Source organism: Stackebrandtia nassauensis DSM 44728 (genome assembly GCF_000024545.1).
Classification (GTDB): Bacteria; Actinomycetota; Actinomycetes; order Mycobacteriales; family Micromonosporaceae; genus Stackebrandtia; species Stackebrandtia nassauensis.
Genome location: NC_013947.1, coordinates 4,300,187 through 4,322,582, shown reverse-complemented (window position 1 = coordinate 4,322,582; position 22,396 = coordinate 4,300,187). Strand labels below are relative to the sequence as shown.

Here is a 22,396-nt window from a genome sequence, read left to right as displayed (position 1 = left end):
GGCATTGTCAAGGCATCATCCATTGAGGAGGGGTTGTTTCGTCGTCGACCGACGCAATTCGTTATGGACGGCTGTTTTTGGGCAGCCCGAACGAATTGTCAAAGTTTCTCTAAAAGGGACTACAAACCTGTACACACCTACCGCATGCTGCGGTAACAGGCCTGGGCAATGGGCGCTTGCCGAAAGCACCTGGGGGTGGTCGTCGCGAGTGCCTCCCGGGGCTCATGGCGACTTCCGTTGCAACTCAGCGGCTCTTCGTGTCTCTCCCTCACAATCCCACTGACTTCGGATAGGAGCGACAATACACTACCTTTGGGCCACAACGGATCTGTGAGAGTGGGCCGAGTTGGCTGGTTATGGGTCGTGAAAGGATTAAAAACGTAGTATGGGGGCCACTACCAGTTTCATGGCATTTGTGTTATGCGGTGGTTACCGCTTCGGCGGCTACGCAGGGGTTTCGGGAGCGGATGCCGCGTCCGAACGTATTGACGTATGCAATTAAGTAACTTTACGATTGGGTGTCCGTCAGACCCTCTCCCCGGAGCCCGTCATGAAACGAACCCGCGTCCTCAGCCTCGCCGCGATCCCGGTACTCGCGGCCGGGCTGGCCATCACCACCACCTCGGCCGGACACGCCGACCCCAACCCGCCCGACCGGGCCGAACTGCCGAAGCACGCCCTCATCGGCTACCTGCACTCCAGCTTCGCCAACGGATCCGGCTACCTGCCGATGTCCGAGGTCCCCGACGAATGGGACATCATCAACCTCGCCTTCGGCGAACCCACCTCCGTCACCTCCGGCGACATCCAGTTCGACCTGTGTCCCAAGGAGGAATGTCCGAATGTGGAAACCGAGGACGAGTTCAAGGCCGCGATCAAGGACAAGCAGGCCAAGGGAAAGAAGGTGCTGCTGTCCATCGGCGGCCAGAACGGCCAGGTCCAGCTGACCACCGCCGCCGCCCGGGACAAGTTCGTCGAATCCGTGGGCGGCATCATCGACGAGTACGGCCTGGACGGTCTCGACGTCGACTTCGAGGGACACTCGCTGTACCTCGACTCCGGCGACACCGACTTCGAGAACCCCAAGACCCCGGTCATCGTCAACCTGATCGACGCCCTGGACGCGCTCAAGGCCCGCTACGGCGACGCCTTCACCCTCACCATGGCACCCGAGACCTTCTTCGTCCAGGTGGGACACCAGTTCTACGGCGGAGCGGGCGGCGGCGACAACCGCACCGGCGCTTACCTTCCGGTGATCCACGCGGTGCGCGACTACCTGACCGTCCTGCATGTACAGGACTACAATTCCGGTCCCGTGATGGGACTGGACGGCCAGTACCACAACATGGGCAACGCCGACTTCCACATCGCGATGACCGACATGGTCAAGGCGGGCTTCCCGGTGGCCAGCACCGGAAAGACCTTCCCGGGCCTGCGCGAGGACCAGATCGGCTTCGGCGTCCCGGCCGCCACCAGCGCCGGAAACGGCCACACCTCACCCGAGGCGGTGCAGCAGGCCCTCGGCTGTCTGGCCACAGGGGAGGACTGCGGCGGCTACGAACTGCGCGGCGGCCCGTCACCCGCGATCCGCGGCCTGATGACCTGGTCGATCAACTGGGACAACTACTACAAGTGGGAGTTCATGAACGCGCATGAGCCGTACCTGAACGGACTGCCGTAGACGCCTTGGCGCCCTTGACGAGCAGCCACGCGACGAACGACAGTTCCGCGATCGCCGCGGGTGTCAGGGCGAACAGCGAGATCCGCGCGCCGAACTCCGGCGCGAGGAAGCGCGTGAACACGTCGGTCAGGTGACCGAGGCAGCCGATGACCAGCAGGACGCCCAGTGCCTTGGGGAAGTACCCCGAGCGGTGGACCAGGTAGCCCAGCGGCAGCAGCCACAGGCCGAAGTAGGTCTGGGCGATGAGGTACCCGTCGTGTTGCAGGTCGGCGAACAGCATGGTCAGCTGTCGGGTCCCGGCTTCGCCGAAGGCTTCGGCGTGGCCGGGACCGGTCGCGATCCGCAGCGCCGCCTGCTGGTTGACCAGGTTCAGCGTCTGGATCGCGACACCGATCGCGACGAAGCCGACCATGACGGCGGCGGTGAGCCTGCCGACGTGGTTGAGCAGCCGGTACAGGGCCACGCCCGTCAGCAGGAAGAAGACGGCGCCGACGAGCTCGGCCGCGAAAGCGAGCCGAAACAGCGTCGCCGACTCCGCGATGTCGCGGGTCGTGGCGGTCGCGTCGTCCGGTGTGACGATGCCCGTGTTCACCAGCCCGGCCAGGCTGGTGAACACGGCGACGGCCAGGTAGAGGCCGCCCGCGATCCGCGCGAGGGTCCTCGGCGAGGTCATCGCCGACCCGCGTGGGCCAGGGCCGAGGGGGTCAGCCGGCCGACGATGGCCGGGGCCTCCTGGATGAGGTCGTCGTCGGTGGCCGCCTCGACCATGAACAGCGCGTAGTCCACCCGGCGGGTGATGTTGCTGGCCAGGACGGGATCGCCGACGTGGCGGCTCCACACCGGCAGGCCCTGCGACTCGCCCTCCTCCAGGTCGCTGCCGCGCACCACCGTCCAGGCGGTGTCGCTGGCGAAGATCCGGCGGCAGGCCTCGACCTGGTCGTTGAGGTCCACGAACCGGATCAGCTTCGCCGTCTTGCGCATCACGGTCTCCAACAGCCGCAGTTTCCAGCCGTACACGTCCTGGCCGTCGCGGGTGATGTGCCAGCCGCAGGAGAACACCAGCCGCGCGCCCGGTTCGGCGAAGTCCAGCACGGCCTGGGCGGTGCCGGACGAATAGTTCTGCATTCCCCACGGCACCAGCACCGTCAGCACGGCGTCGCAGCCCTTCACCGCCCGGGCGATGATCTCGCGATCGTTGGTCTGGCCGGGGATCACCGTGATCCGTCCGGCGAACTCGGCGAGCTTGTCGACGCTCTTCGCCCGGCACACGCCCACGACCTCGTAACCCCGCTCCAGGGCGTGCCGCACCATGTAGCGCCCGAGTTTGCCGGACGCGCCCACGACGCAGATCCGTTTGCCGGTACCGGATGTGTCGTTTCCGTTTCGCTGTTCCATGAGTCTCTCCTCGATCCATAACCGTCAGCTTTACGGTGTAAAGCGTAGCCTTTACGGTGTAAAGTCGACTAGTCGTCCGAACGGACCTAAAAAGGAGGACCTTGTGACCCCGTCCGGCCCCACCACCCGCCGCGACCCGCTCAGCAAGGAATCGGTGCTGCGCACCGCGATCGCGCTGGCCGACGAGACCGGCGACGGCGTGCCGAGCATGCGAGGCCTGGCCAAACGGCTCGGCGTCGAGGCGATGGCGCTGTACCACCACTTCCGCAACAAGGACGACATCCTCGACGGCATGGTCGACCTCGTCTTCGCCGAGATCGAACTGCCCGGCGACGAGGACTGGCAGCCCGCGATGCGGCGGCGCGCCACCTCGATGCGCGACGCGCTGACCCGGCACCCGTGGGCGATCAGCCTGATGGACTCGCGCAAGAACCCCGGCCCCGCGACGATGCGCCACCACGACGCGGTGATCGGCTGCCTGCGCAACGGCGGTTTCACGATCGCCGGTGCGGCGCACGCGTTCTCGGTACTGGACGCCTATATCTACGGGTTCACGCTCCAGCACCTGAGCCTGCCGTTCACGTCGAGCGACGAACTCGAAGACGTCGCCGACGCGATCCTGGAACAGCTGCCTCGCGAGGAATACCCGCACTTCGCCGAGATGTTCGGCCACGTCATGAAACCCGGCTACGCGGTCACCGACGAGTTCGACATCGGACTCGACCTGGTCCTGGATGGACTGCGGCGGCACCGCGACGGCTGGCGTTAACCTTGCTCGGCGGCGGTTCTACTGTTGGCCGGGACTGAGGAGGCGTTGATGACGCAGGCGAAACCGGTCGAGTTCTGGTTCGACCCGTCGTGTCCGTACACGTGGCTGACCTCGCGGTGGCTGATCGAGGCCGCGACGGTACGGCCGATCGAGATCCGCTGGCACATCATGAGTCTGGCGGTGCTCAACGAGGGCCGCGAGGTCGATCCGGAGGGCGACACCGAGGGATACCTGTGGTACCCGGTCCGGGTGTGCGCGGCCGTCGAACGGCACCGGGGCAAGACCAAGCTCGCGGCGTTCTACACCGCGCTGGGCAACCGGCTCCACAAAGACCAGCCACAGTGGGACGACAACGTGTTCACCGACGCCCTCACCGAGGCCGGTCTGCCCGTCGAACTGGCCAAGGCCGCGACCTCGGACGACCTGGACGTCGACGTGCGCGCCTCCCACGAGCGCGGCATCGGCCTGGTCGGCGACCACGTCGGCACCCCGGTCATCGCCGCCACCGGCCCGTCGGACGAGCCGGTGGCGTTCTTCGGCCCGGTGATCTCGCGGATCCCGCGCGGCGAGGAGGCGGGGCGACTGTGGGACCTCGTCGTGCCGCTGGCCGGGTTCGACGGATTCCACGAGCTGAAGACCACCGCCCCGAAACCGCCCGACTACGCCTGAGGCTCAGCTGAACCGGTGGGTCACCTCGATGGTGCCGACGATGTGCTCATTGAACTCGGTCAGCCGTTCAGCCGGTACCCACAGTTCCCGTTCGTTGTTGCCACCCGCCCGCTGCGTCGGAAGGGTGCGGGCGTAAGGCGTGTCAATGTGGAATTTCGTGACGAAGCCCGAGCCGCTGGCCGGGACGTTCCACTCCCTGGCGATCCGGACCGCGTAGTTCTCGTTGAGGACCGGGTAGAAGATCGGCTGGTCCGCCAGCCGCGGCGGCCAAGCCCGCCAGCCGCTCTGCTCTACAAGGGCCAGTTCCTGTGGGCCGGTCGGACGCCACAGAGTCGTCGTCCCGTCCGGGTTCTCGCACCGCCCGTCCAGGGCCGCCCCAATGGTATGGCGGATGTAGTCGTCGGCGGGGACGACGTCCAGGTCATCGACGAAGACGACTCCGATCAGATCGGAGGGACTGCCGTGCTCGCGCACCCGGCGCAGGGCCGCCAGGTTGGGGTGGTCGAAGTCGGGACACGCTCCAGCGGGCGCGAGCAGCTCGATCGCCCGATCCAGCATCACATCGTCGAAGTCATAGGACTTGGTGCCGCTGGAATGTCCGCACACCGTCGCGAGAATGACGGCGGGAAGGTAGTGCTCGTTGAGGTTCACCCGGACCGGTTCGATCTCGCAGCCGTCGGACCGGAGGATGCCATAGGCGGCCGGACGCTGCCAGCCGTCGATGGCATCCTCGAACCGGTCGAGGGCCGCGTAGATCTTGTCGGTCGTTTCCCAGGTCTCCACGGCGACGAGGGTAACCGGTCACGACTACGCGGACGATCGGATTATCGGCTGGTGTGGATGCTCAATCCGGTCTCGCCCGGGGCAAGCTCCGGGCGCAGCACCAGGTCGGCGTCGTAGTCGCCGTGATCCTGGTAGCGGAACGGCACCGCGGTCTGCTCCGGCAGGTTCCGCAGCCGTTCGCGCAGCCGCTTGGCGGCCAGCTGGTACTCGTCGTCGGACATCCGGTTCGCCCCGTCGATCGCCAACGGTGGCAGCGCGGCGATGCCCGCGTACCACAGGATCCCGTGCTGGAGCGGGAACAGCAGATCGTCGATGGCGCCGTGGATGCCGCGCGGACCCATACTGGACTCACGGGCGCCGAAGGTCGTCACGACAAGCGCCCGCTTGCCCGACAGGGCGTTGTCGCCGTAGCGCCGTTGCCTGCCGGTGGCGGGGTTCGCCAGGCCGAAGGCGAAGCCCTGTAGGAACACCCGGTCGAACCATCCCTTGAGGATGGCAGGCATCCCGAACCACCACAACGGGAACTGGATCACGATGGTGTCGGCCCAGAGCACCTTCTCCTGCTCGGCGAGGATGTCGGGGCTGAGCGTGCCCTCGGCGTAGGCGGTCTGCTGCGCGTCGCCCACCCACAGTCGGCCAGCCTGGCGTCCGGGGAAGTCATCCTCGGCCACCACCGGCCGCCAGTTCATCGCGTACAGGTCGGACTCACGCACCTCGTGCCCCAGCCCGCGCAGCGTCCGCACCCCCTCGTCGCGCAGCGATCCGTTGAGGGAACGGGGTTCGGGGTGGGCGTAGATCCACAGTGTTTTCATGTCGCGTCCTTTCGAAACCGGATGACGGCTTCGATCCTGCGGGTTATCCCGCTCACGAACCACTGGCTCGATTGCCAACAAGTGCAAGAATCGAGCCATGTCCGGATTCACGACACAACGCCACCGGGTCGCCGTCCTGGTCCGCGCCGGAGTGCTGCCCATGGAACTGGGAATCGTGCACGAACTGTTCGGCGGCGCCCGCTCCGCCACCGGCGAACCGCTGTACGAGGTCCTGACCTGCACCCGCGAACCCGGCGTGGTCACCACCAACACCGAGTTCACCATCAACGTCGCCCACGACATCACCATCCTGGGTGCGGCCGACACCATCGTCGTCCCGGCCGCCGACGCCGACCACCAACTCTCACCCACGGTGGAACCCTGGCTGGTCGAAGCCCTGCGCCGGGTCAGTCCCGAGACCCGCATCGCCTCCATCTGCACCGGCGCCTTCGTGCTGGCGGCGGCGGGACTGCTGGACGGACGCCGCGCCACCACCCACTGGAACTGCGTCGACTGCTTCCAGCGCATGTACCCCGACATCGACGTCGACCCCGACGTCCTCTACGTCGACCAGGGCCGGATCCTCACGGCGGCGGGGGAGGCGTCCGGCATCGACCTGTGCCTCCACATGATCCGGTGCGACCACGGCTCGGCGGTCGCGGGCGAAGTCGCCCGCCGCACCGTCGTGCCACCCCACCGTGAGGGCGGTCAGGCCCAGTACATCCGCCGCCCGGTACCCGAACCGAGGCAGTCGTCCACGAAGAACGCCCGCGACTGGGCGCTGCGGCACCTGCACCGTCCACTCACCCTGCGCGAACTGGCCGCCCGGGAATCCATGAGCCCCCGCAACTTCACCCGCCGGTTCCGGCAGGAGATGGGAATCTCGCCGGGCCAGTGGCTGTCCAACCAGCGCCTCGACCGGGCCCGGCAACTGCTGGAGGAAACCGACACACCCGTCGACCGGATCGCCCGCGAAGCCGGATTCGGTACCGGAACCTCACTGCGGCAACACTTCCGGACGGTACTGGGCGTCTCGCCCCGCGCCTACCGGCAGACGTTCCGGGGCACCACGGTCGGCTAGACGGCGTTGAGTTCGGTGTGGACCACCCGCGACACCTTGGCGATGCGCTCGATGCCCTCGTCCAATGTGGTGCTGTTGTTGGTCAGCACCGCCATCACGTAGTTGCGGTCGGCACCGTCGAAAGTGCCCAGACTGCTGGTCCAGCCGTATTCCTCGACCCAGCCGTTCTTGACGTGCTTGGTGACGGTGTCCGGGGCCCCGTCGGTGGTGCCCCAAGCCTGTTCGGGCACCACATTGGCCATCAGGTCCAGCAGGTACGCCCGGTTGGGGTCGGTGAGGATCTCACCCGGGTTCGTCAGGGTGCGCAACAGGATCTCCTGATCGGCACTGGTCGTCGACGACGAACCCCAGGTCGGCCGCACCTGCGTGCTGACCATGCCCAGAGTCGCCACGAAAGCCTCGATGCGCTCGGCCCCCAGCTGCTCGTAGATCGCGGTGGCGGCCTTGTTGTCCGACACGGTGATGGCGGCGTGACTGTTGTCCTTCTCCTTCTGGGTCAGCTCTCGCCCCTCCTCCTGCGCGAGGTGCAGCAGGGCGGCCACCAGGGTCACCTTGATGGTGCTGGCCGTCTTGATGACCCGGTCGGACCCGAAGTGACAGGCGGTCTGGGTCACCGGATCACTGATGCTGAAACCGATCCCGTCGGGTTTGGCGGCCACGGCGGCATCCAGCTGGCTGGCCAGCCGCTCGGCCAGCTCCGGATCGGAGGACACACAGCTGGTCGGGTTCTTCAGCTTCGGGGCGTCGGTCTCGTTGCCGTCGGCGATGGCCAGGGTGGTACCGGTGATCACACTGGACACGGCGACGACAGCGACGACGCCGGTCACGACGGCGGCGGGCAATCTCATGGGGGCGGATCCTTCAAGCGGGGGCAGTATCGCATTCGGACGATATTCCGCGTATTCAGCTATGTCAATGGACTTCGTGGTCGTTCCGACTTTTGCGAGCATTCGCAGGTCATGACCTGGGTCACAGCGGTTGACTGTGACACGGTGTCAGCCACTACTACTGGGGGCGTCATGTTTGCCATTGGAGACTTCGCCCGGATGGGCCGCGTGTCGGTGCGGATGCTGCGCCACTACGACGCGCTCGGGCTGCTGCGTCCGGCCCGTGTCGACGCCGGTACCGGCTATCGGCACTACGAGGCCGCGCAGCTTGCGCGGCTCAACCGGATCGTCGCGCTGAAGGACCTGGGGTTCACGCTGGAGCAGGTCGCGACGTTCCTGGACGAGCAGGTCAGCACGGTCGAGCTGCGGGGCATGCTGCGGTTGCGTCGGGCCGAGGCGGCGGCCGAACTGGCCGCCGCCCGGGATCGGCTCACCGGTATCGAGGCGCGGTTGTCGGCGATCGAGGCCGAGGGGCGGTTGCCCAGCGGCGAGGTCGTGGTCAAACGGGTCGCTGCCACCCGGGTCGCGGAGCTGACGGCACCGGCTGACAGTTACGCGTCGGTCGACATCACCCCCGTGATCAGGCCGTTGTACTCGCGGTTGTGCCGGTTGCTCGATGACGCGGGTGTGACGCCGGTGGGTCCGGCGGTCGCGTCGTATGAGGATCGGGGTGACGGGGTGCTGGTGCACGCGGCGTTTCCGGTGCCCGCCGAGGCGTCGGAGCGTTCGGAGTTGTCGGTGGTGACGTTGCCCGCGATCGAGGCGGCGACGGTGATCCACCACGGTGCGATGGACGAGTCGGACGCCTCGTTGCAGCTGCTGGCCCGGTGGATCGACGCCAACGGGTATCGCAGCACCGGTTACGCGCGGGAGGTCAACCTGGAGTGCCCGCCCGACCCGGCGCAGTGGGTGACAGAACTGCAGGAATCCATTACGGCTGAACACTGACGACCGTTCGACACCCCTCACAGTAAGGAGATGGCAGATGAGCCTGCCCTACACCGGTTCCGGACCGTATTGCTACGCCAACAGTTTGTCGATGATGCTCGGGCCGGAGACTCCCGGTCCGTCGCGGCTTGAAGTGCTCACCGGTTCCCCGTTCGGGATGCAATTGCTGGGCGGAAAGCTGCCGCTGTTCGACCCCTACGGCTGGGACCCGGACCTCGGCATCGACGACGCCCTGCGACTGCTGGGCTGGCGGTGCGAGCGCAACGTCGGCGGTGACGCGGATACCGCTGTAGCGATGTTGCGGGAGGCGGTGAAGCGTGGCCCCGTCATGGTCGGGCCGGTCGAGATGGGGCTGCTGTCGCATCAGCCCACCATGACGGGTGCGATCGGGGCCGACCACTGGGTCGTCGTGCTCGAGGTCGACGATGACGTCGTCGTCATGCACGATCCGCATGGGCACCCCTATGCCACCCTTCCCGTCGCCCAGTTCGCCAAAGCCTGGCGCGCCGAACTGGTGCCATGGGTTGACCCGCCGTTCGTGATGCGCACCGACTTCGTCAAGGAGCGGGACGTGGATGTGCGCGAGGCTCTTCGCGCGGCGCTGCCTGGTGCCGTTCGATGGCTGACCAACGCGTACGACGGCACGGTGCCACCCGGAACGCTGGGAACCGAAGCGGCCCTTCATCGTCTGGCCGAGCTGACCGAGAGTGGCCTGGACGAGGAGACCAGGGGGCACCTGGTTCACTTCGCGGTGCGTGTGGGCGCGCGCCGTCTCAATGATGCCGCCGTGGCTCTGTCCGATATCGACCAGCCAGCAGCCGCGAGGATCGCGGCGCGGCAGTCGCGACTAGTAGGAAGGTTGCAGTACGACCTCGTCGCGGGGAACAACAAGAGCGCGGCGGCAACGATGCGCCGATTGGCCCCGACCTATTTCGAGCTGGCCGCAGCGCTGTAGCCAGAACTGTGGTCAGCCAGGCCGGTTGAGGCACGCTCGTCGTGGCCCGTGGCCCGTGGCCCGTGGCCCGTGGCCCGTGGCCCGTGGCCCGTGGCCCGTGGCCCGTGGCCCGACTGCCGCGACGCAGTCGCGGCACCCGGCCGCGCTTCAGTCGTCGAACTCGATCGTGGACAGTTCCGCCCCGCGATTCGCCGCCAGCCGCTCGGCCTGCTCGCTGATGGCCTTGCGGGTGGCGGCGGCGATGGTCTGCCACGGTTTGACGGTTACGCTCATCCGCTTGCCGGACTTACGGGGCCGCCACGCCCCGACGAGCTCGCCGTCCACCAGCACCGCGCCCGGCCGTCCCAGTACCGGCCACAGCTCCTTGGCCCGCGCCTTGTCCGGCTGGATCGTGGCGCGGTCCCGTCCCTGTAGGAACAGGTCGTATGGCCCGAGCAGCCGCGTCGCCTTACCCGCCGCCGATCGCAGAGCCTCCTCATCGGACGCCAGCAGCCAGCGCTCCTCGCCGTCCACCGTCACCGCCACGACGTCCTCGGGCCAGTGCGCCTTCACGTCCTTGACCGGCGCGTCCAGGAACTCGGCGACCTGTTTCGGTGTCGCCGGGCCCAGCAGTCGCAGGTAGCAGCGCACCAGGTCGAAGCGTTCGTCCGCCGTGGCCGACGGCTTGAACCCGGGGATCGGCTCCAGTACCGGCGGCGAGGTCCCCGGTCGCAGCTCCAGCCCGGCGCGGATCGCCGCCAGCCGAAACGGCTGCTCGTAGATGTGGATCGCGTCGCAAGGGCGGCAGAACCGCAGATACGGCTCGTCCAGAACCTTGTTGAGCCGTCCCGACACGTCTCCCTTGACCATCGGTTCGGTGACGAGGCGGCGCAGTTGTCCGGCCACTTCGTCCAGTGCCTCCACGTTGCCGATTCCGGCCGCCTTCAACGGTTTCGAGGCGTCGAAGATGCGTTTGCCCGCGTCGGCGTCGGAGTACGGGGCCACCGCCGCGGCCACGTCGGGGGCATCGGCGCGGCGGTAGCGGTGGGGCGCTCCCCGCAGGGTCCACAGTGTGATGAGATCCGTCGCGGCGAGGTTGGCGACGTCGACGCCACGGATCGCCAGCGCCCAGCCCGCTCCGTCGGGGCCGGTCTCCTGGACGCCGAAGTCGAGGACGGTGGTGTCGGCCAGTCCGCCGCTGGTGCGGTCGAGCTGCTGGGCGTGGACGCGAAATCGCAGTACCTGGCGTCGGTCGGTCATGCTGCGAACCCTAGCCAAGGGTGGCGACACCAGTGGGGTTACTCGGCGTCGAGGTCGTCCAGCACACGCGACAGGGTGGTCATCGCCTTGAGCGCCGCTTCCAGTTCCTCGGCCCCCATCGCCTGGGTGAGGCGGTGAGCGAAGGCGGCGTGGGCGGGGTCGATCTTTCGGACGGCGTCGTAACCGGCCTGGGTGGGGCGCACCAGCTGGGCGCGGCGGTGGGCCGGGTTGGGGAGGTACTCGGCCAGGCCGTCGTTCACCAGCCGGTCGGCGATGCGCTGCACGCTCTGGCGGGTGATGCCCATGGCGCGGGCGATCCCGGCCACCGGCAGCGGTTCCCGCAGCACCGCGCCCAGGACCTGCCACCAGGCCGCCGTCAGCCCCACCGGGCGGGCCAGTTTCTCGGCCACCGCGAGAAACTGGCCACTGAGCCGGAACGAGGTCAAGGCCGCACCGCTCAACAGGTCCTGTTCTTCTTGTGTCACGCCGACTCCATGAGTTCGAAGTATCCGGACGGGTCCTGCTGACCGTACAGTTTGTACCAGGACTCCAGTACCGACGGTTCGTAGACGCCCAGCAGCGCGAAGACCTCGCGGGCGAAGTGGACCGGCGCGATGCCGCTGGCGGTGATGAGGTTGCCGTCGGTGACGGCGAGTTCGTCGCGGTAGTTCGACGCTCCCTTGTAGCCGCTCATGGTGAGGAACTGGGGGGCGTTGCTGGTGTGGGCGCGCTCGTCCAGCAGGCCCTCGGCGGCCATGCCGAAGGTGGCGCCGCAGATCGCCGCCACCGGCACCCCGGCTTCGGCGAACTCGCGGGCCTTGGCCCGGAAAGCCTTGTTGCCCTCGGGAACCCAGGTCGCCGCGCCGGGCAGGATCAGCATGGCGCTGTCGGCCGCCGAGACCTGGTCCAGTGTGGTGTCCGGGGTGACGCGCAGCCCGCCCATGGTCGTGATCGGTTCGGCGGTCTCGCCGACCGTGACGATCTGGTACTGGCCGGGTTCGCGCTGGAACTCGCCGTTGTTGATGTGGGCCGTGATGTGCCCGATCTCCCAGTCCGCGAGGGTGTCGTAGATCGCGACGTGCACTGACTTGGTCATTTCATTCCTCCTGATTGTTATGACAGAAGTCTGTCATATCGACAGCATGTTGTCAATTGATGGTGATGGACCCCACCCTTCGGATGTCTGGGCGGGCTCGCGTCCGCGTGATAAAAACTTGAACGATAGTCCCAGTTTCTTGAAGGGAGGACTTCGTGCTCAAGCCCTACCGCGAGATCTTCGCCGCCCCAGGCAGTCTGCGCTTCAGTCTCGCCGGATTCGTCGCCCGGATGCCGCAGTCGATGCTGCCCATCGGCCTGGTCGCGATGCTGTCCGAACTGCGCGGCCAGTACGGCCTCGCCGGAGCCGTCTCGGCCACGTTCACGCTGTCGATGGCGCTGCTGAGCCCGCTGGTGTCGCGACTGGTCGACCGGCACGGACAACGCCGGATCCTGGTGCCCGCCATGGCCGTCAGCGCCGCGTCCATCACCGGCGTCCTGCTGAGCGCCCACTTCGGAGCGCCCGCCTGGACCCTGTTCGCCTTCGCCGTCCCGGCCGGAACCCTGCCGACCATGAGCGCCATGGTCCGGGCGCGCTGGACCGAGATCTACCGGGGCAGCGACGCCATGACCACCACCCACTCCTTCGAGTCCGTCGTGGACGAACTGACCTACGTCACCGGACCGGCGGTGTCGATCCTGCTGTCCACCGCCGTGTTCCCGCAGGCCGGGCCGCTGCTGGCCATCGTGCTGCTGGTCGCCGGGGTCGCGGCCTTCGCAGTACAGCGCCGCACCGAACCCGCACCCCGCCCCGCCGAGACCGGCGGCGGCTCGGCGATCCGGCGCGCACCCTTGCGGCTGTTGGTGTTCGTCCTGTTCGCCGGGGGAGTGGTGGTCGGCACCGTCGACGTCGTCAGCGTCGCCTTCGCCGAACAGCAGGGCATCACCGCCGCCGCCGGAATCGTCGCCACCTGCTACGCGCTGGGCTCCGGCATCGCCGGTTTGGCCTTCGGTGCCTGGAAGCCCCGCATCGCGCTGCCGAAACAGCTCGTCATCGGCGCGGCCGGAACCGCCGCCACCACGCTGCCGTTCCTGCTGGCCGCCGACATCGCGAGCCTGTCGGCCGCCGTGTTCGTCGCCGGAGCCTTCTTCGCGCCCACGATGATCATCGTCATGAGCCTCATCGAGAAACTGGTGCCACCGGCCCAGCTCACCGAGGGATTGACCTGGGCCGCCACCGGCGTCAGTATCGGCATGGCTGCCGGAGCCGGGGCGTCGGGCTTCGTCGTGGACGCCTTCGGCGCCACCACCGGCTTCACCGTCGCCCTGTGCGGCGGCGTGCTGGCCCTGGCCGCGGCGACCGTCGGCCTGCGGATGCTGACCAGGGCGCTGCGCTCGCGACCAGGGGCCACCGAAAGGATGCCGGTGACCAGCGCCGCCGGGTAGGCTCGGTCGCCGAACACAGGAGGCGACACTGTCTGAGTCCACCATCGACGGACGCCGGGCCAAGGGCGAACGCCGTCGCCGCGCGCTCATCGACGCCACGCTGCGGGTGGTCGCGCGCGACGGCGTCTCCGGCGTCACACATCGGACGGTCGCGCGGGAGGCCGACGTGCCCACCACCGCGTCCACCTACTACTTCGCCAGCATCGACGACCTGCTGTGCGACGCGCTGTCCACCTGCATGCGCGAGGACGCCGAGAAACTGCGCGTCATCGCCGACTCGCTGCCCGACGACGTCGACTGCCGCCCCGCGATCGCGGCGATGATGGCCGACCTGGTCGCCAAACCCGACGGGCACCTGCTGGCCGAATACGAGCTGTTCCTGCTGGCGGCCCGGCGGCCGGAACTGCGCGAGTCCACCGAACTGTGGGCCGCCGCCGCGGCCGAGTTCGCCCGCCGCTTCACCACCGACCCCGTGCGGGTCGACCTGTTCGTGTCCGCCTTCGACGGCCTGCTGCTGCGGGCGCTGTTGGCGAACCGCGAATACACCGCCGCCGACTTCGAGGCCGCGCTGCGGATCCTGCTGCCATGGCCCGCCCCCGAGGCCTAGGACCAGAGACTGAGGACAGCTCGGTATTGAGACCGAGGCGAGCGTCGTAAGGCGCTGGTAGCGTCGCGATCCCCAGACAGGAAAAGAGCCATGACCGACGCCATCGAGACACCCGCCGAAGCCCCCGCCGACGAGGGCCGGGCACCGCTTCGCCGACTGTGGTTCTACGCCCGCCAGCACCTGCCGCTGCTGATCACCGGTGGCACCCTGGCGTTCCTGGGCGGCCTGATCGGGCTGGTCCAGCCGATCGTCGCCATGGACGTGATCGAGTCGCTGGAGACCGGCGAATCGCTGCGCAACCCGCTGCTGATCCTGGTCGCGGCGGTACTGGTCGGGGGCGCGTTGGAAGCCTTCGGGCCCTACCTGATGCAGCGCACCGGACAGGACATCGTGCTGACCGTCCGGCGCCGCCTGGTCGGCAGCCTGGTGCGGCTCACCATCGCCGAGGTCGACCGGCTCAAACCCGGTGACCTGGTCTCGCGCCTCACCTCCGACACCAACCTGCTGCGCACCGTCGCGTCCACCACCGTCATCGGCGGCACCACCGCGGTGTTCATGCTGCTGGGCGGGATCGCCCTGATGGCCTGGATCGACCTGGTGCTGTTCGGCACCACCATGGCGATGATCGTGCTGGTGTCGATCATCATGACGCTGATCATGCCCCGCATCCGCAACGCCACCACCGCCTCGCAGGCCGCGCTCGGCGAGATGGGCTCCATACTGGAGCGCATCTTCAGCGCCTTCCGGACGGTCAAGGCCAGCGGCGCCGAGGACATCGAGATCGGCAAACTCGACGTCGCCGCCCGCGAAGCCCGCGACAAGGGCGTCATGGTCGCGGTGTGGGAGGCCCTGGCCGGGGTGATGGCCTGGCTGCCGGTCAACGTCGCGTTCCTGATCGTGCTGGGCGTCGGCGGAGCCCGCGTCGCCGCCGGAACGATGACCATCTCGTCGCTGATCGGGTTCCTGCTGTTGCTGTTCTACCTGATGGGGCCGATCAGCTCGCTGGTCGCGGCGCTGTCGCAACTCCAGACGGGGCTGGCGGCGATCCGACGCGTCGAGACCGTCGCCGACCTCGCCCACGAGCAACCCTCCAACGGCGCGAGCATCTCGGCGAACAACGGCCCGGCCCTGCTGTCCTTCGACAACGTCACCTTCGGCTACGGCCCCGGCCTGCCGCAGGTGCACCACGGCGTCAGCTTCGAGGCCAGCGGCACCGGCCTGACCGCGCTGGTCGGACCGTCCGGCGCGGGCAAGACCACCGTGTTCTCCCTCATCGAACGCTTCTACCCGGTCACGTCCGGCGAGGTGCGGGTCGACGGGACCCGGGTCGAGGACTGGCCGCTGGCGGCGCTGCGCGGCATGATCGGCTACGTCGAACAGGACGCTCCGGTGCTGCACGGCACGCTGCGCGAGAACCTGCTGATGGCGGCACCCGACGCGACCGAGGCCGAGCTGGCCGAGATCGTCAAGCGGGCCAGGCTGACCGAGCTGGTCGCCTCACTGCCCGACGGGCTGGACTCCGCGATCGGCTACCGGGGCATGACCCTGTCCGGCGGCGAGCGCCAGCGGGTGGCCATCGCGCGGGCACTGCTGCGCAAACCCCGGCTGCTGCTGCTCGACGAGGCGACCTCGCAACTGGACGCCGCCAACGAGGCCGCGCTCAAACAGACGATGTTGGACGCCGCCGACCGCACCAACGTCATCGTTGTGGCACACCGACTCTCGACGGTGACCAGCGCCAACCAGATCGTGGTCCTGGACGCTGGCCGAGTGCGAGCGGTGGGCTCCCACACCGAACTGGTCGCCACCGACGAGCTGTACCGCGACCTGGCGGCCTCCCAGCTGCTGACGGCCGACAGCCACTGACCCCGCCGAGCCGCCGCCCGCCGCACAGTTCCGTCGGCGGGCGCGGCTGGTAGCGTCCGGGAAATCGCTTGCCAGCTGATGGGGGTGCCGTGTCCCGCCGACCGAACGTCATCGTGATCCTGTCCGACGACCACGGCTACGCCGACCGCTCCGCGCTCGGCGTCCACGACAACGTCCACACCCCGGCCCTCGACCGGCTGGCCGCCGAGGGCGTGTCCTGCGACAACGCCTACGTCGCCGCGCCGATCTGCAGCCCGTCGCGGGCCGGGCTCATGTCGGGGCGCTACCCGTTGTCGTTCGGCACCACGTGGTTCGACAACTCGCGGCTCCCCGACGACTCACCGACGCTCGCCGAGCGCTTCAAGGAGCGCGGCTACACCACCGGCTACTTCGGCAAAGTCCACTACGGACCCGAGCAGCTCGGTGACCACGCCTGCCCACCGCACCACGGCTTCGACGAGACCCGGTACGGCCTGGCCGGACAGTCCCAGGGGCGGCTGCACTACCTGCGGCACTCGCGCGCCGAATACGAGGCGCGCGGCGAGGCGGGCTGGCGGATGGGCACCCAGCCGCTGCTGGAGGGCGACGACGAGTACGAGACCGAGGACTTCCTGACCTGGGATCTCGGTCAGCGGGCCCGCGACTTCGTCACAGGCCACGCCGGGGACGCGAACCCGTTCTTCCTGATGCTGGCCTTCAACGCCGTCCACAACTTCTGCTGGCAGCTGCCCGAGGCCGAACGGCGTAAACGCGGCCTGTCCGAGTACCACGACTGGGACCCCGAGACCCGAAGCTACTTCGACTGGTACGACGACGTCGTGGCGCCCAATCTGGACAAAGGCCGGGAGTACTATCTGGCGCAACTGGAACTGATGGACGCCGAGATCGGTCGTCTGATGGACACCGTGGACGCCAACGGTCTGCGCGAGGACACCATCGTGGTCTACCTGACCGACAACGGCGGCTCGCACTGCAACCACGGCGACAACACGCCGCTGGCCGGTTCCAAGTACACGCTGTTCGAGGGCGGGATCCGGGTGCCGTTCCTGGTGCGCTGGCCCGGCGGCGGCGTCCCCGCTGGCGAACACCGCGACGGCTTGATCTCCGCGTTGGACCTGTACCCGAGCCTGCTGGCCGCCGCCGGGGGAGATCCCGGCGACGGCCACGGCGTCGACCAGTGGGCCATGCTGCGCGGCGAGACCGACGCGGGACATGAAGCGCTGCACTGGGACTGCGGTTTCCAGTACGCGACCAGAAGCGGGGCCTGGAAGCTGCGCTACGCCGACGGCGAGTCCGACGAGGTGCGGGGGCTGCTTCAGTACGAGCACACCGACCTGGGCGCCGGACTGTTCCTGTACAACCTGGATGATGACCCCGCCGAGACCCGCAACCTCGCCGACGCTCACCCCGACAAGCTCGCGGAGCTACAGCGGCTGCGGCACGACTGGCGCGCGACGATGCTGAGCTGAACGGCTTGCCGCGCTGCGGCGACGGCGCGGCCGTCAAGCTGACGATCCTCAGTCCACCCGTGCCGAGACCTCCTCGTACGTGGCACCCAGTTCCGCCAGCACCCCGGCCGCGAGGCCGCCTCGGCCCAGCAGCGCCAGCAGCAGGTGGTCGTCACCGATCCGCTTGTCCCGGCGCTTGACCGCCTCGCGTAGTGCCCCCGCCAGCACGTCCTTGGCCGCCGGGGTGAACGGCAGATGGCGCTTCGGTTTGGCCGTGGACGGCTTGGGCGCCAACGCTTGTTCGCCCAGCTGTGTCTCGACCGTCGCGATGACCTCGTCGACGTCGATGCCGATGTCCCGCAGCGTGTCGGCGTCGGCCTGGCTGACTCCGCCCCGGCGATGGGCTCGGGCGTAGGACTCGCGCAGTGCCGACAGGGTCAGGGCGCCGCGGGTGAGCTGGCTGGCCAGCGTGCCCGGTTCCCGGAACAGGGCGTAGACGATGTGCTCCTCGTCGATGTTGCGGGCCCGGGATTCCTTGGCCTGGGCCACGGCGGCGTGGACGGCCCGAACCGTGTCCTTGCTGAACTTCTCGAACATGTCATTCCCCTTTGTACTTTTTGTGGACGGCTTGCCGGGTGACCCCGAGGGCGGTGGCTATCTGTTGCCAGGTCCAGCCCTGGCGCCGGGCGTTGCGGACCTGGGCGGCCTCCAGGCGTTCCAGTAGCCGCCGCAGGGCTGAGACGGCTCGCAGTCCCACGGTGGGGTCGGAGTTGCCCGCCGCGACGGCGAGATCGGTAGCTTCACTCATGTTGTCAACCTACATTGACAACCCGCCGATCGTCAACTTAAGTTGACGGGCACCATGGGGTCATGTCACAGCGTTCGCGCTTCACCGCCGGTCTGTCGGCGCTGGTGATCGGCGTACCCGAGGCCGAGCCCGTCGTCGGCCCCGCCAGGGCAAGGCACGACCCGTCGGTGGCCTACGGCGTCGGCCCGCACGTGTCGGTGATGTACCCGTTCCTGCCCGCCAGCAACGTCAACCCCGACGTACGCGGCACGCTGGCCACCATGTTCGGCGAGTCCACGGCTTTCGAGGCGACCTTCGCCGCCTGCGGCCGGTTCCCCGGCCTGGTGTACCTGGCCGCCGAGCCTGTCGACCGCTTCGACGCGCTGACCGGTGCCGTCATCTCGCGCTGGCCGGACCTCGTTCCCTACCAAGGCAAGTACGGCAAACCGACGCCACACCTGTCGGTCGCGTTCACCGAGGACCCCGCCGTCGGCGAGGCCGTGCGCGCCGAACTCGAACCCGGGCTGCCGCTGCGCGTCCGCGTATCCACCGTGGACCTGGTGGTCTTCGACGGCAGTCGCTGGAACCCGTCGGACAGCTTCCCGCTGGCCGACTAAAACGCCCGCGCCCCGGTTCGCAAGCCCCGCAACAACAACCGCGGATCACCCAGCTTCGCCCGCAACCGCCGCTCCAGCCCGGCGATCGGGGTCAGGTTCTGCGGGGCGCGAGGATCCTTGTGCGCCACCGATGCCAGCCTCGGCAGCACCGCGCTGGCGGAATCGGCCAGCGCCACAACCTCGGCGATCGTCAGGTCGTCGGCCGCCTCCAGCCGGGCGATGCCCGCCCAGGAACCGTCGCCGCCGCCCGGCAGCCGCAGGTACCAGGTGTGCCGCTGCCAGGACGTGCCCAGCACGAACACCGGGGTCCGCTGGCCCGGCTCCAGTTTGTCGATGATGGACGACAGATGGTCGGGCAGGTAGCGCCGCTGGTGCGACTTGATGAACCCCACCGCGCGCGGCAGGTGGGTGCGGCGCCGCAGCGCCCCGTCGATCACCAGCAGGTCGTCGCGACCCGGTTCGGCTTCGGTGGCCACCTCGATCTCCAGCGCCGTGAGCCGGTCCTGCACCGCGTTGAGCAGGTCACCGGGTTCGCTGGCCCTCGACCGGTGCGCGACGTACGCGGCGGTGCGTCCGGCCGTCAGCCCCGCGTCCGGGACCGCGCTGAACAGGCCCCTCTCGATGCGGCTGACCGGGATCGTCGCCGTCGAGCCGCCACCGGGATCGCACTCCACCACTCCGGCGCCGTAGGACGCGCAGATGCCCGGCACCGGCGGCTGCCCCTCGACGGCGATGTCCACTCTGGCGTCGAGGCGCCGGACCCCGTCCACCAACAGCACCCGGGGCGGCGCGGGCACGTCCGAACCGATGGGCTCCCACTTCACCGCCGGTACTTCGACGTCGAGGTCCATCTTGGCCTGTGCGGCCTCGCCGGTCTTCTCGCCGGTGTCGGCGTAGCCGGGATCCCAAGCGCTGACACTGATGCGCACGTTCGTCTCCTAGAGTTCGACTCGCTCGACGTGGGAACCGTGCGCGTCCTTGGACACCTCGAACCGCACCGGAATCCGCTCGGCCAGTCCCGCCACGTGCGTGACCACACCCACCAAGCGGTTGCCGGAGGTCGCCAGCGACTCCAGGTTCGCCGCCACCTGGTCCAGCGTCGCCGCGTCCAGGGTGCCGAAGCCCTCGTCCAGCAGGATCGACTCCAGACTCGCGCCCTGCGAGGACATCCCGGCCAGCTGCTCCGACATGGCCAACGCCAGTGCCAGCGCCGCCGCGAAGGTCTCGCCGCCCGACAGGGTCTTGACCGGACGCGGCAGATCCGCGTCGTGGTGGTCGATCACGTAGAACTCGTAGTCGATGTAGTCCAGGTCGTACTGTCCCGACGTCAAGCGGCGCAGGATGTCCGAGGCCCCCGCGACGAGTTCGCGCAGCGCCTCCTCCAGCAGCCAGTTGACGAACTTGCGGGTGCCCAGGTGTTCGTGCAGCTGCTTGGCGACCTGCGCCTCGCGCGACTTCTCGGCGCGATCGGCGGTCAACCGCACGAAGATGTCGCGCTGCTCCAGCAGCCTGCGGTGGTCGTCCTCGGCCTGCCGCAGACCGACGGCCGCCGCCTCGACGAAATCGGTGCCGCTGGCCTCGCGGCCCAGGTTCACCCCGGCCTCGGTCAGGCTCACCGACAGTTCATTGCGGACGATGCGGGTCTCCTCGTCCAGTTTGGCCACCGCCGCGTTGTGCTCGCCGCGCTGGATCGCCCGCAGCGACAGCTGTTCGGCCGCCCAGTCCGCCAGCGACCGCCAGGCGGCGTCCAGGTCACCCCGGTCGGCCGGGGGAGGAGCCAGCGCCGCCACCCGGTCGCGGTGGTGGTCGAAGGTGCGCCACGCGATGGCCTGCTTGTCGGCGGCGTTGGCGTGCGCCGTCTCGGCGCGCCGCACCGTGTCCCGGGTCTCGCGGACCCGGGCACTGGCCTGTGCCAACGCGGCCCGCCGGGTCGAGGCGGCCTCCTTGTCGGCCTGAAGCCGCTGCGGCCCCGGCGAATCCGCCAGTGCCTCGGCCAGCGCGGCCCGCGACTCCAGCAGCTGGTCCACCCGGGCCCGGTACTTGTGCGCGATGCCCTGCAACTTGACGAACTCGTCCTCGGACTGCTTCAACGCCGCCTTGGCCGTGTCCAGGTGCTGCCGGGCGGTGGCGACGGTGGCGTGGCCGGTGTGCTCCGGCAGCGCGCGCACTGTCTGGGTGCACACCGGACACGGCTTGCCGGGTTCCAGGTGCTCGCGTACCGCCGCCGCCAGATCGGCGGTACGGGCCGCGTCCAGGGCCCGCTCGGCGTCGGCGACCTGTTCGGCGCGCTGCGCCTGCGCCGACTTGGCCTCGGCCAGCGCGGCCTCGGCGTCCTCGGTCAGGGTGGTGCCCTTGGCGAGCTTGGTGTCGGTGTCGACCAGCTCGGCATGCTTGCCCAGCAGCAGATCGATGCGTGCGGTGTCCACATCGGCGGCTTCGGCCCGCAGCCGTTCCTCGGCCTGCTCGGCCTCGGTCATGGCGCTCCGCGCCGTCTCCACGGCCGCGGCGGCCTCGGCCACCTGCCGCACGGTGGCGTCCACATCGTCAGGACGGCGGATATAGGTCAGCAGCGCGTGCTCGGCGTCGACGGTCTTGAGCGCGTCGGCGGCCTCGGCGGCGCGCCGGGTCAGCTCGTCCAGCCGGGGTACCTTGGCGCGCACCTTCTCGCCGACCGCACTCAGCGTCCGCACCCGCGCGTCGGCGGCGGCGATGGCCTCGTCGGTCACCGGGGCGACCCTCGACAACTCCTGCTCGATGCGCGTCAACACCGCCTCGGCGGACTTCTGCTCCTCACCGGCGGCGGTCTGGATGTCGCGGTACACCGAGTAACCCAGCAGGTTCTCCAGGATCTTGCGCCGCTCGGCACCGGAGGAGTGCAGGAACTCCGCGAACGCGCCCTGCGGCAGCAGCACACACTTCGTGAACTGGTCGAACGGCAGCCCGATGATGCGCTCGACCTGCTCGCCGACCGCCTTGGCCGAGGCCGCCAGCGCCGTGCCGATCAGCTCCGAGACATTGTCCAGACTCGACGGATCGATGTCAGGAGGCAGCTTCTCCAGCGCCGCGCTGGCCGTGGTCACCTTGCCCTTGCCGCCCCGCTTGACCAGCCGGGTCGCGACGTAGCAGGCGCCGTCGGCGGAGAACACCAGCCGCACCTTGCCGGAGGTCGCCGACGGGGCCAGCGCGTACTCGATGCCCGAACCCCAGCGCGGCACCCGGCCGTACAGGGCGAAACAGATCGCGTCCAGCACCGTGGACTTCCCGGCGCCGGTCGGTCCGATCAGGGCGAAGAAGTCGGCGCCGGTGAAGTCCACCGTGGTGGGTTTGGAGAAGGTGCCGAAGCCCTCCATGTCCAGGCGAAGCGGACGCAT

At 68.8% G+C, this 22,396-nt stretch carries 23 protein-coding genes; 11 read left to right on the top strand and 12 right to left on the bottom strand.

What is annotated here, in order from left to right; translation table 11 throughout:
- Window positions 1-550: 550 nt before the first annotated feature.
- Window positions 551-1,681 carry a chitinase gene (locus SNAS_RS19995; protein WP_013019276.1) on the top strand — a complete coding sequence of 377 codons (1,131 nt, stop codon included), beginning with the start codon at window positions 551-553 and terminating at the stop codon, window positions 1,679-1,681.
- Here the strand turns inward: SNAS_RS19995 and SNAS_RS19990 are convergent.
- Together SNAS_RS19990 and SNAS_RS19985 are read right to left on the bottom strand one after the other, a co-directional pair.
- Entirely contained in the window at window positions 1,641-2,354 is a 714-nt protein-coding gene (locus SNAS_RS19990) for a DUF4386 domain-containing protein (RefSeq protein ID WP_013019275.1), read from the bottom strand. The genes SNAS_RS19995 and SNAS_RS19990 overlap by 41 nt on opposite strands.
- Window positions 2,351-3,076 carry an NAD(P)-dependent oxidoreductase gene (locus SNAS_RS19985; RefSeq protein WP_013019274.1) on the bottom strand — a complete coding sequence of 242 codons (726 nt, stop codon included), beginning with the start codon at window positions 3,074-3,076 and terminating at the stop codon, window positions 2,351-2,353. The genes SNAS_RS19990 and SNAS_RS19985 overlap by 4 nt, the downstream gene beginning before the upstream one ends.
- Window positions 3,077-3,179: 103 nt before the next feature.
- Here SNAS_RS19985 and SNAS_RS19980 point away from each other — a divergent pair, with 103 nt between their 5' ends.
- Both SNAS_RS19980 and SNAS_RS19975 read left to right on the top strand, forming a co-directional pair.
- Entirely contained in the window at window positions 3,180-3,845 is a 666-nt protein-coding gene (locus tag SNAS_RS19980) for a TetR/AcrR family transcriptional regulator C-terminal domain-containing protein (RefSeq protein ID WP_013019273.1), read from the top strand.
- A gap of 48 nt (window positions 3,846-3,893) precedes the next feature.
- Window positions 3,894-4,514, top strand: coding sequence for a mycothiol-dependent nitroreductase Rv2466c family protein (locus tag SNAS_RS19975; protein WP_013019272.1), 621 nt, complete (start codon window positions 3,894-3,896; stop codon window positions 4,512-4,514).
- 3 nt (window positions 4,515-4,517) lie between these two features.
- On the opposite strand, the gene SNAS_RS37705 is transcribed toward SNAS_RS19975, so the two are convergent.
- Together SNAS_RS37705 and SNAS_RS19965 are read right to left on the bottom strand one after the other, a co-directional pair.
- The gene (locus tag SNAS_RS37705) at window positions 4,518-4,883 is read right to left on the bottom strand and encodes a hypothetical protein (RefSeq protein ID WP_041626571.1); all 366 of its coding nucleotides are present in this window, start codon (window positions 4,881-4,883) and stop codon (window positions 4,518-4,520) included.
- Window positions 4,884-5,338: 455 nt separating this feature from the next.
- Window positions 5,339-6,109 carry an NAD(P)H-dependent oxidoreductase gene (locus tag SNAS_RS19965; protein ID WP_013019270.1) on the bottom strand — a complete coding sequence of 257 codons (771 nt, stop codon included), beginning with the start codon at window positions 6,107-6,109 and terminating at the stop codon, window positions 5,339-5,341.
- A gap of 97 nt (window positions 6,110-6,206) precedes the next feature.
- Between SNAS_RS19965 and SNAS_RS19960 the strand changes: the two genes are divergently transcribed.
- Window positions 6,207-7,190 (top strand): GlxA family transcriptional regulator, encoded by a 984-nt coding sequence (locus SNAS_RS19960; protein ID WP_013019269.1) that lies wholly within the window; start codon window positions 6,207-6,209, stop codon window positions 7,188-7,190.
- On the opposite strand, the gene SNAS_RS19955 is transcribed toward SNAS_RS19960, so the two are convergent.
- On the bottom strand, window positions 7,187-8,038 hold the full coding sequence (locus tag SNAS_RS19955) for a serine hydrolase (RefSeq protein ID WP_013019268.1): 852 nt from the start codon (window positions 8,036-8,038) through the stop codon (window positions 7,187-7,189). The genes SNAS_RS19960 and SNAS_RS19955 overlap by 4 nt on opposite strands.
- Window positions 8,039-8,209: 171 nt before the next feature.
- Between SNAS_RS19955 and SNAS_RS19950 the strand changes: the two genes are divergently transcribed.
- Together SNAS_RS19950 and SNAS_RS19945 are read left to right on the top strand one after the other, a co-directional pair.
- The gene (locus tag SNAS_RS19950; protein WP_013019267.1) at window positions 8,210-9,025 is read left to right on the top strand and encodes a MerR family transcriptional regulator; all 816 of its coding nucleotides are present in this window, start codon (window positions 8,210-8,212) and stop codon (window positions 9,023-9,025) included.
- Window positions 9,026-9,062: 37 nt separating this feature from the next.
- Window positions 9,063-9,980: a hypothetical protein gene (locus SNAS_RS19945; RefSeq protein ID WP_013019266.1), complete on the top strand. Its 918-nt coding sequence runs from the start codon at window positions 9,063-9,065 to the stop codon at window positions 9,978-9,980.
- Window positions 9,981-10,127: 147 nt separating this feature from the next.
- Here the strand turns inward: SNAS_RS19945 and SNAS_RS19940 are convergent, their stop codons facing one another.
- From SNAS_RS19940 to SNAS_RS19930, 3 genes are read right to left on the bottom strand one after another with little or no spacing between them, the layout of a single operon-like run.
- The gene (locus tag SNAS_RS19940) at window positions 10,128-11,219 is read right to left on the bottom strand and encodes a winged helix DNA-binding domain-containing protein (protein ID WP_013019265.1); all 1,092 of its coding nucleotides are present in this window, start codon (window positions 11,217-11,219) and stop codon (window positions 10,128-10,130) included.
- Window positions 11,220-11,257: 38 nt separating this feature from the next.
- Complete coding sequence (locus SNAS_RS19935; protein WP_013019264.1) at window positions 11,258-11,704, bottom strand: MarR family winged helix-turn-helix transcriptional regulator; 447 nt, start codon at window positions 11,702-11,704, stop codon at window positions 11,258-11,260.
- The gene (locus SNAS_RS19930) at window positions 11,701-12,315 is read right to left on the bottom strand and encodes a type 1 glutamine amidotransferase family protein (protein ID WP_013019263.1); all 615 of its coding nucleotides are present in this window, start codon (window positions 12,313-12,315) and stop codon (window positions 11,701-11,703) included. The genes SNAS_RS19935 and SNAS_RS19930 overlap by 4 nt, the downstream gene beginning before the upstream one ends.
- Before the next feature lie 155 nt (window positions 12,316-12,470).
- Here SNAS_RS19930 and SNAS_RS19925 point away from each other — a divergent pair, with 155 nt between their 5' ends.
- The 4 genes from SNAS_RS19925 to SNAS_RS19910 all read left to right on the top strand — a co-directional run bounded on the left by SNAS_RS19925 (window position 12,471) and on the right by SNAS_RS19910 (window position 17,642).
- The gene (locus SNAS_RS19925; protein WP_013019262.1) at window positions 12,471-13,700 is read left to right on the top strand and encodes an MFS transporter; all 1,230 of its coding nucleotides are present in this window, start codon (window positions 12,471-12,473) and stop codon (window positions 13,698-13,700) included.
- A 28-nt stretch (window positions 13,701-13,728) separates the two neighbouring features.
- On the top strand, window positions 13,729-14,307 hold the full coding sequence (locus SNAS_RS19920; protein ID WP_041625065.1) for a TetR family transcriptional regulator: 579 nt from the start codon (window positions 13,729-13,731) through the stop codon (window positions 14,305-14,307).
- Between the two features lie 90 nt (window positions 14,308-14,397).
- Window positions 14,398-16,173: an ABC transporter ATP-binding protein gene (locus SNAS_RS19915; protein WP_013019260.1), complete on the top strand. Its 1,776-nt coding sequence runs from the start codon at window positions 14,398-14,400 to the stop codon at window positions 16,171-16,173.
- An 89-nt stretch (window positions 16,174-16,262) separates the two neighbouring features.
- Complete coding sequence (locus SNAS_RS19910; protein WP_013019259.1) at window positions 16,263-17,642, top strand: sulfatase family protein; 1,380 nt, start codon at window positions 16,263-16,265, stop codon at window positions 17,640-17,642.
- A gap of 48 nt (window positions 17,643-17,690) precedes the next feature.
- Here SNAS_RS19910 and SNAS_RS19905 read toward each other — a convergent pair whose 3' ends face one another.
- Entirely contained in the window at window positions 17,691-18,218 is a 528-nt protein-coding gene (locus SNAS_RS19905; protein WP_013019258.1) for a Clp protease N-terminal domain-containing protein, read from the bottom strand.
- A 1-nt stretch (window position 18,219) separates the two neighbouring features.
- Window positions 18,220-18,429 (bottom strand): helix-turn-helix domain-containing protein, encoded by a 210-nt coding sequence (locus SNAS_RS19900; RefSeq protein WP_013019257.1) that lies wholly within the window; start codon window positions 18,427-18,429, stop codon window positions 18,220-18,222.
- A 62-nt stretch (window positions 18,430-18,491) separates the two neighbouring features.
- On the opposite strand from SNAS_RS19900, the gene SNAS_RS19895 reads away from it, so the two are divergent.
- Window positions 18,492-19,025, top strand: a complete 534-nt coding sequence (locus SNAS_RS19895; protein WP_013019256.1) for a 2'-5' RNA ligase family protein — start codon at window positions 18,492-18,494, stop codon at window positions 19,023-19,025.
- Here SNAS_RS19895 and SNAS_RS19890 read toward each other — a convergent pair.
- Both SNAS_RS19890 and SNAS_RS19885 read right to left on the bottom strand, forming a co-directional pair.
- Window positions 19,022-19,954 (bottom strand): hypothetical protein, encoded by a 933-nt coding sequence (locus SNAS_RS19890; RefSeq protein WP_013019255.1) that lies wholly within the window; start codon window positions 19,952-19,954, stop codon window positions 19,022-19,024. The genes SNAS_RS19895 and SNAS_RS19890 overlap by 4 nt on opposite strands.
- Before the next feature lie 9 nt (window positions 19,955-19,963).
- On the bottom strand, window positions 19,964-22,396 hold the full coding sequence (locus SNAS_RS19885; RefSeq protein ID WP_013019254.1) for an AAA family ATPase: 2,433 nt from the start codon (window positions 22,394-22,396) through the stop codon (window positions 19,964-19,966).

What these genes read in the sequence shown, in the direction of transcription:
- SNAS_RS19990 (WP_013019275.1), bottom strand. Translation starts at nt 2,354, where the DNA reads ATGACCTCGCCGAGGACCCTCGCGCGGATCGCGGGCGGCCTCTACCTG.
- SNAS_RS19965 (WP_013019270.1), bottom strand. Translation starts at nt 6,109, where the DNA reads ATGAAAACACTGTGGATCTACGCCCACCCCGAACCCCGTTCCCTCAAC.
- SNAS_RS19945 (WP_013019266.1), top strand. Translation starts at nt 9,063, where the DNA reads ATGAGCCTGCCCTACACCGGTTCCGGACCGTATTGCTACGCCAACAGT.
- SNAS_RS19915 (WP_013019260.1), top strand. Translation starts at nt 14,398, where the DNA reads ATGACCGACGCCATCGAGACACCCGCCGAAGCCCCCGCCGACGAGGGC.
- SNAS_RS19900 (WP_013019257.1), bottom strand. Translation starts at nt 18,429, where the DNA reads ATGAGTGAAGCTACCGATCTCGCCGTCGCGGCGGGCAACTCCGACCCC.
- SNAS_RS19955 (WP_013019268.1), bottom strand. Translation starts at nt 8,038, where the DNA reads ATGAGATTGCCCGCCGCCGTCGTGACCGGCGTCGTCGCTGTCGTCGCC.
- SNAS_RS19905 (WP_013019258.1), bottom strand. Translation starts at nt 18,218, where the DNA reads ATGTTCGAGAAGTTCAGCAAGGACACGGTTCGGGCCGTCCACGCCGCC.
- SNAS_RS19950 (WP_013019267.1), top strand. Translation starts at nt 8,210, where the DNA reads ATGTTTGCCATTGGAGACTTCGCCCGGATGGGCCGCGTGTCGGTGCGG.
- SNAS_RS19895 (WP_013019256.1), top strand. Translation starts at nt 18,492, where the DNA reads ATGTCACAGCGTTCGCGCTTCACCGCCGGTCTGTCGGCGCTGGTGATC.
- SNAS_RS19930 (WP_013019263.1), bottom strand. Translation starts at nt 12,315, where the DNA reads ATGACCAAGTCAGTGCACGTCGCGATCTACGACACCCTCGCGGACTGG.
- SNAS_RS19995 (WP_013019276.1), top strand. Translation starts at nt 551, where the DNA reads ATGAAACGAACCCGCGTCCTCAGCCTCGCCGCGATCCCGGTACTCGCG.
- SNAS_RS19885 (WP_013019254.1), bottom strand. Translation starts at nt 22,396, where the DNA reads ATGCGTCCGCTTCGCCTGGACATGGAGGGCTTCGGCACCTTCTCCAAA.
- SNAS_RS19940 (WP_013019265.1), bottom strand. Translation starts at nt 11,219, where the DNA reads ATGACCGACCGACGCCAGGTACTGCGATTTCGCGTCCACGCCCAGCAG.
- SNAS_RS19975 (WP_013019272.1), top strand. Translation starts at nt 3,894, where the DNA reads ATGACGCAGGCGAAACCGGTCGAGTTCTGGTTCGACCCGTCGTGTCCG.
- SNAS_RS19960 (WP_013019269.1), top strand. Translation starts at nt 6,207, where the DNA reads ATGTCCGGATTCACGACACAACGCCACCGGGTCGCCGTCCTGGTCCGC.
- SNAS_RS19985 (WP_013019274.1), bottom strand. Translation starts at nt 3,076, where the DNA reads ATGGAACAGCGAAACGGAAACGACACATCCGGTACCGGCAAACGGATC.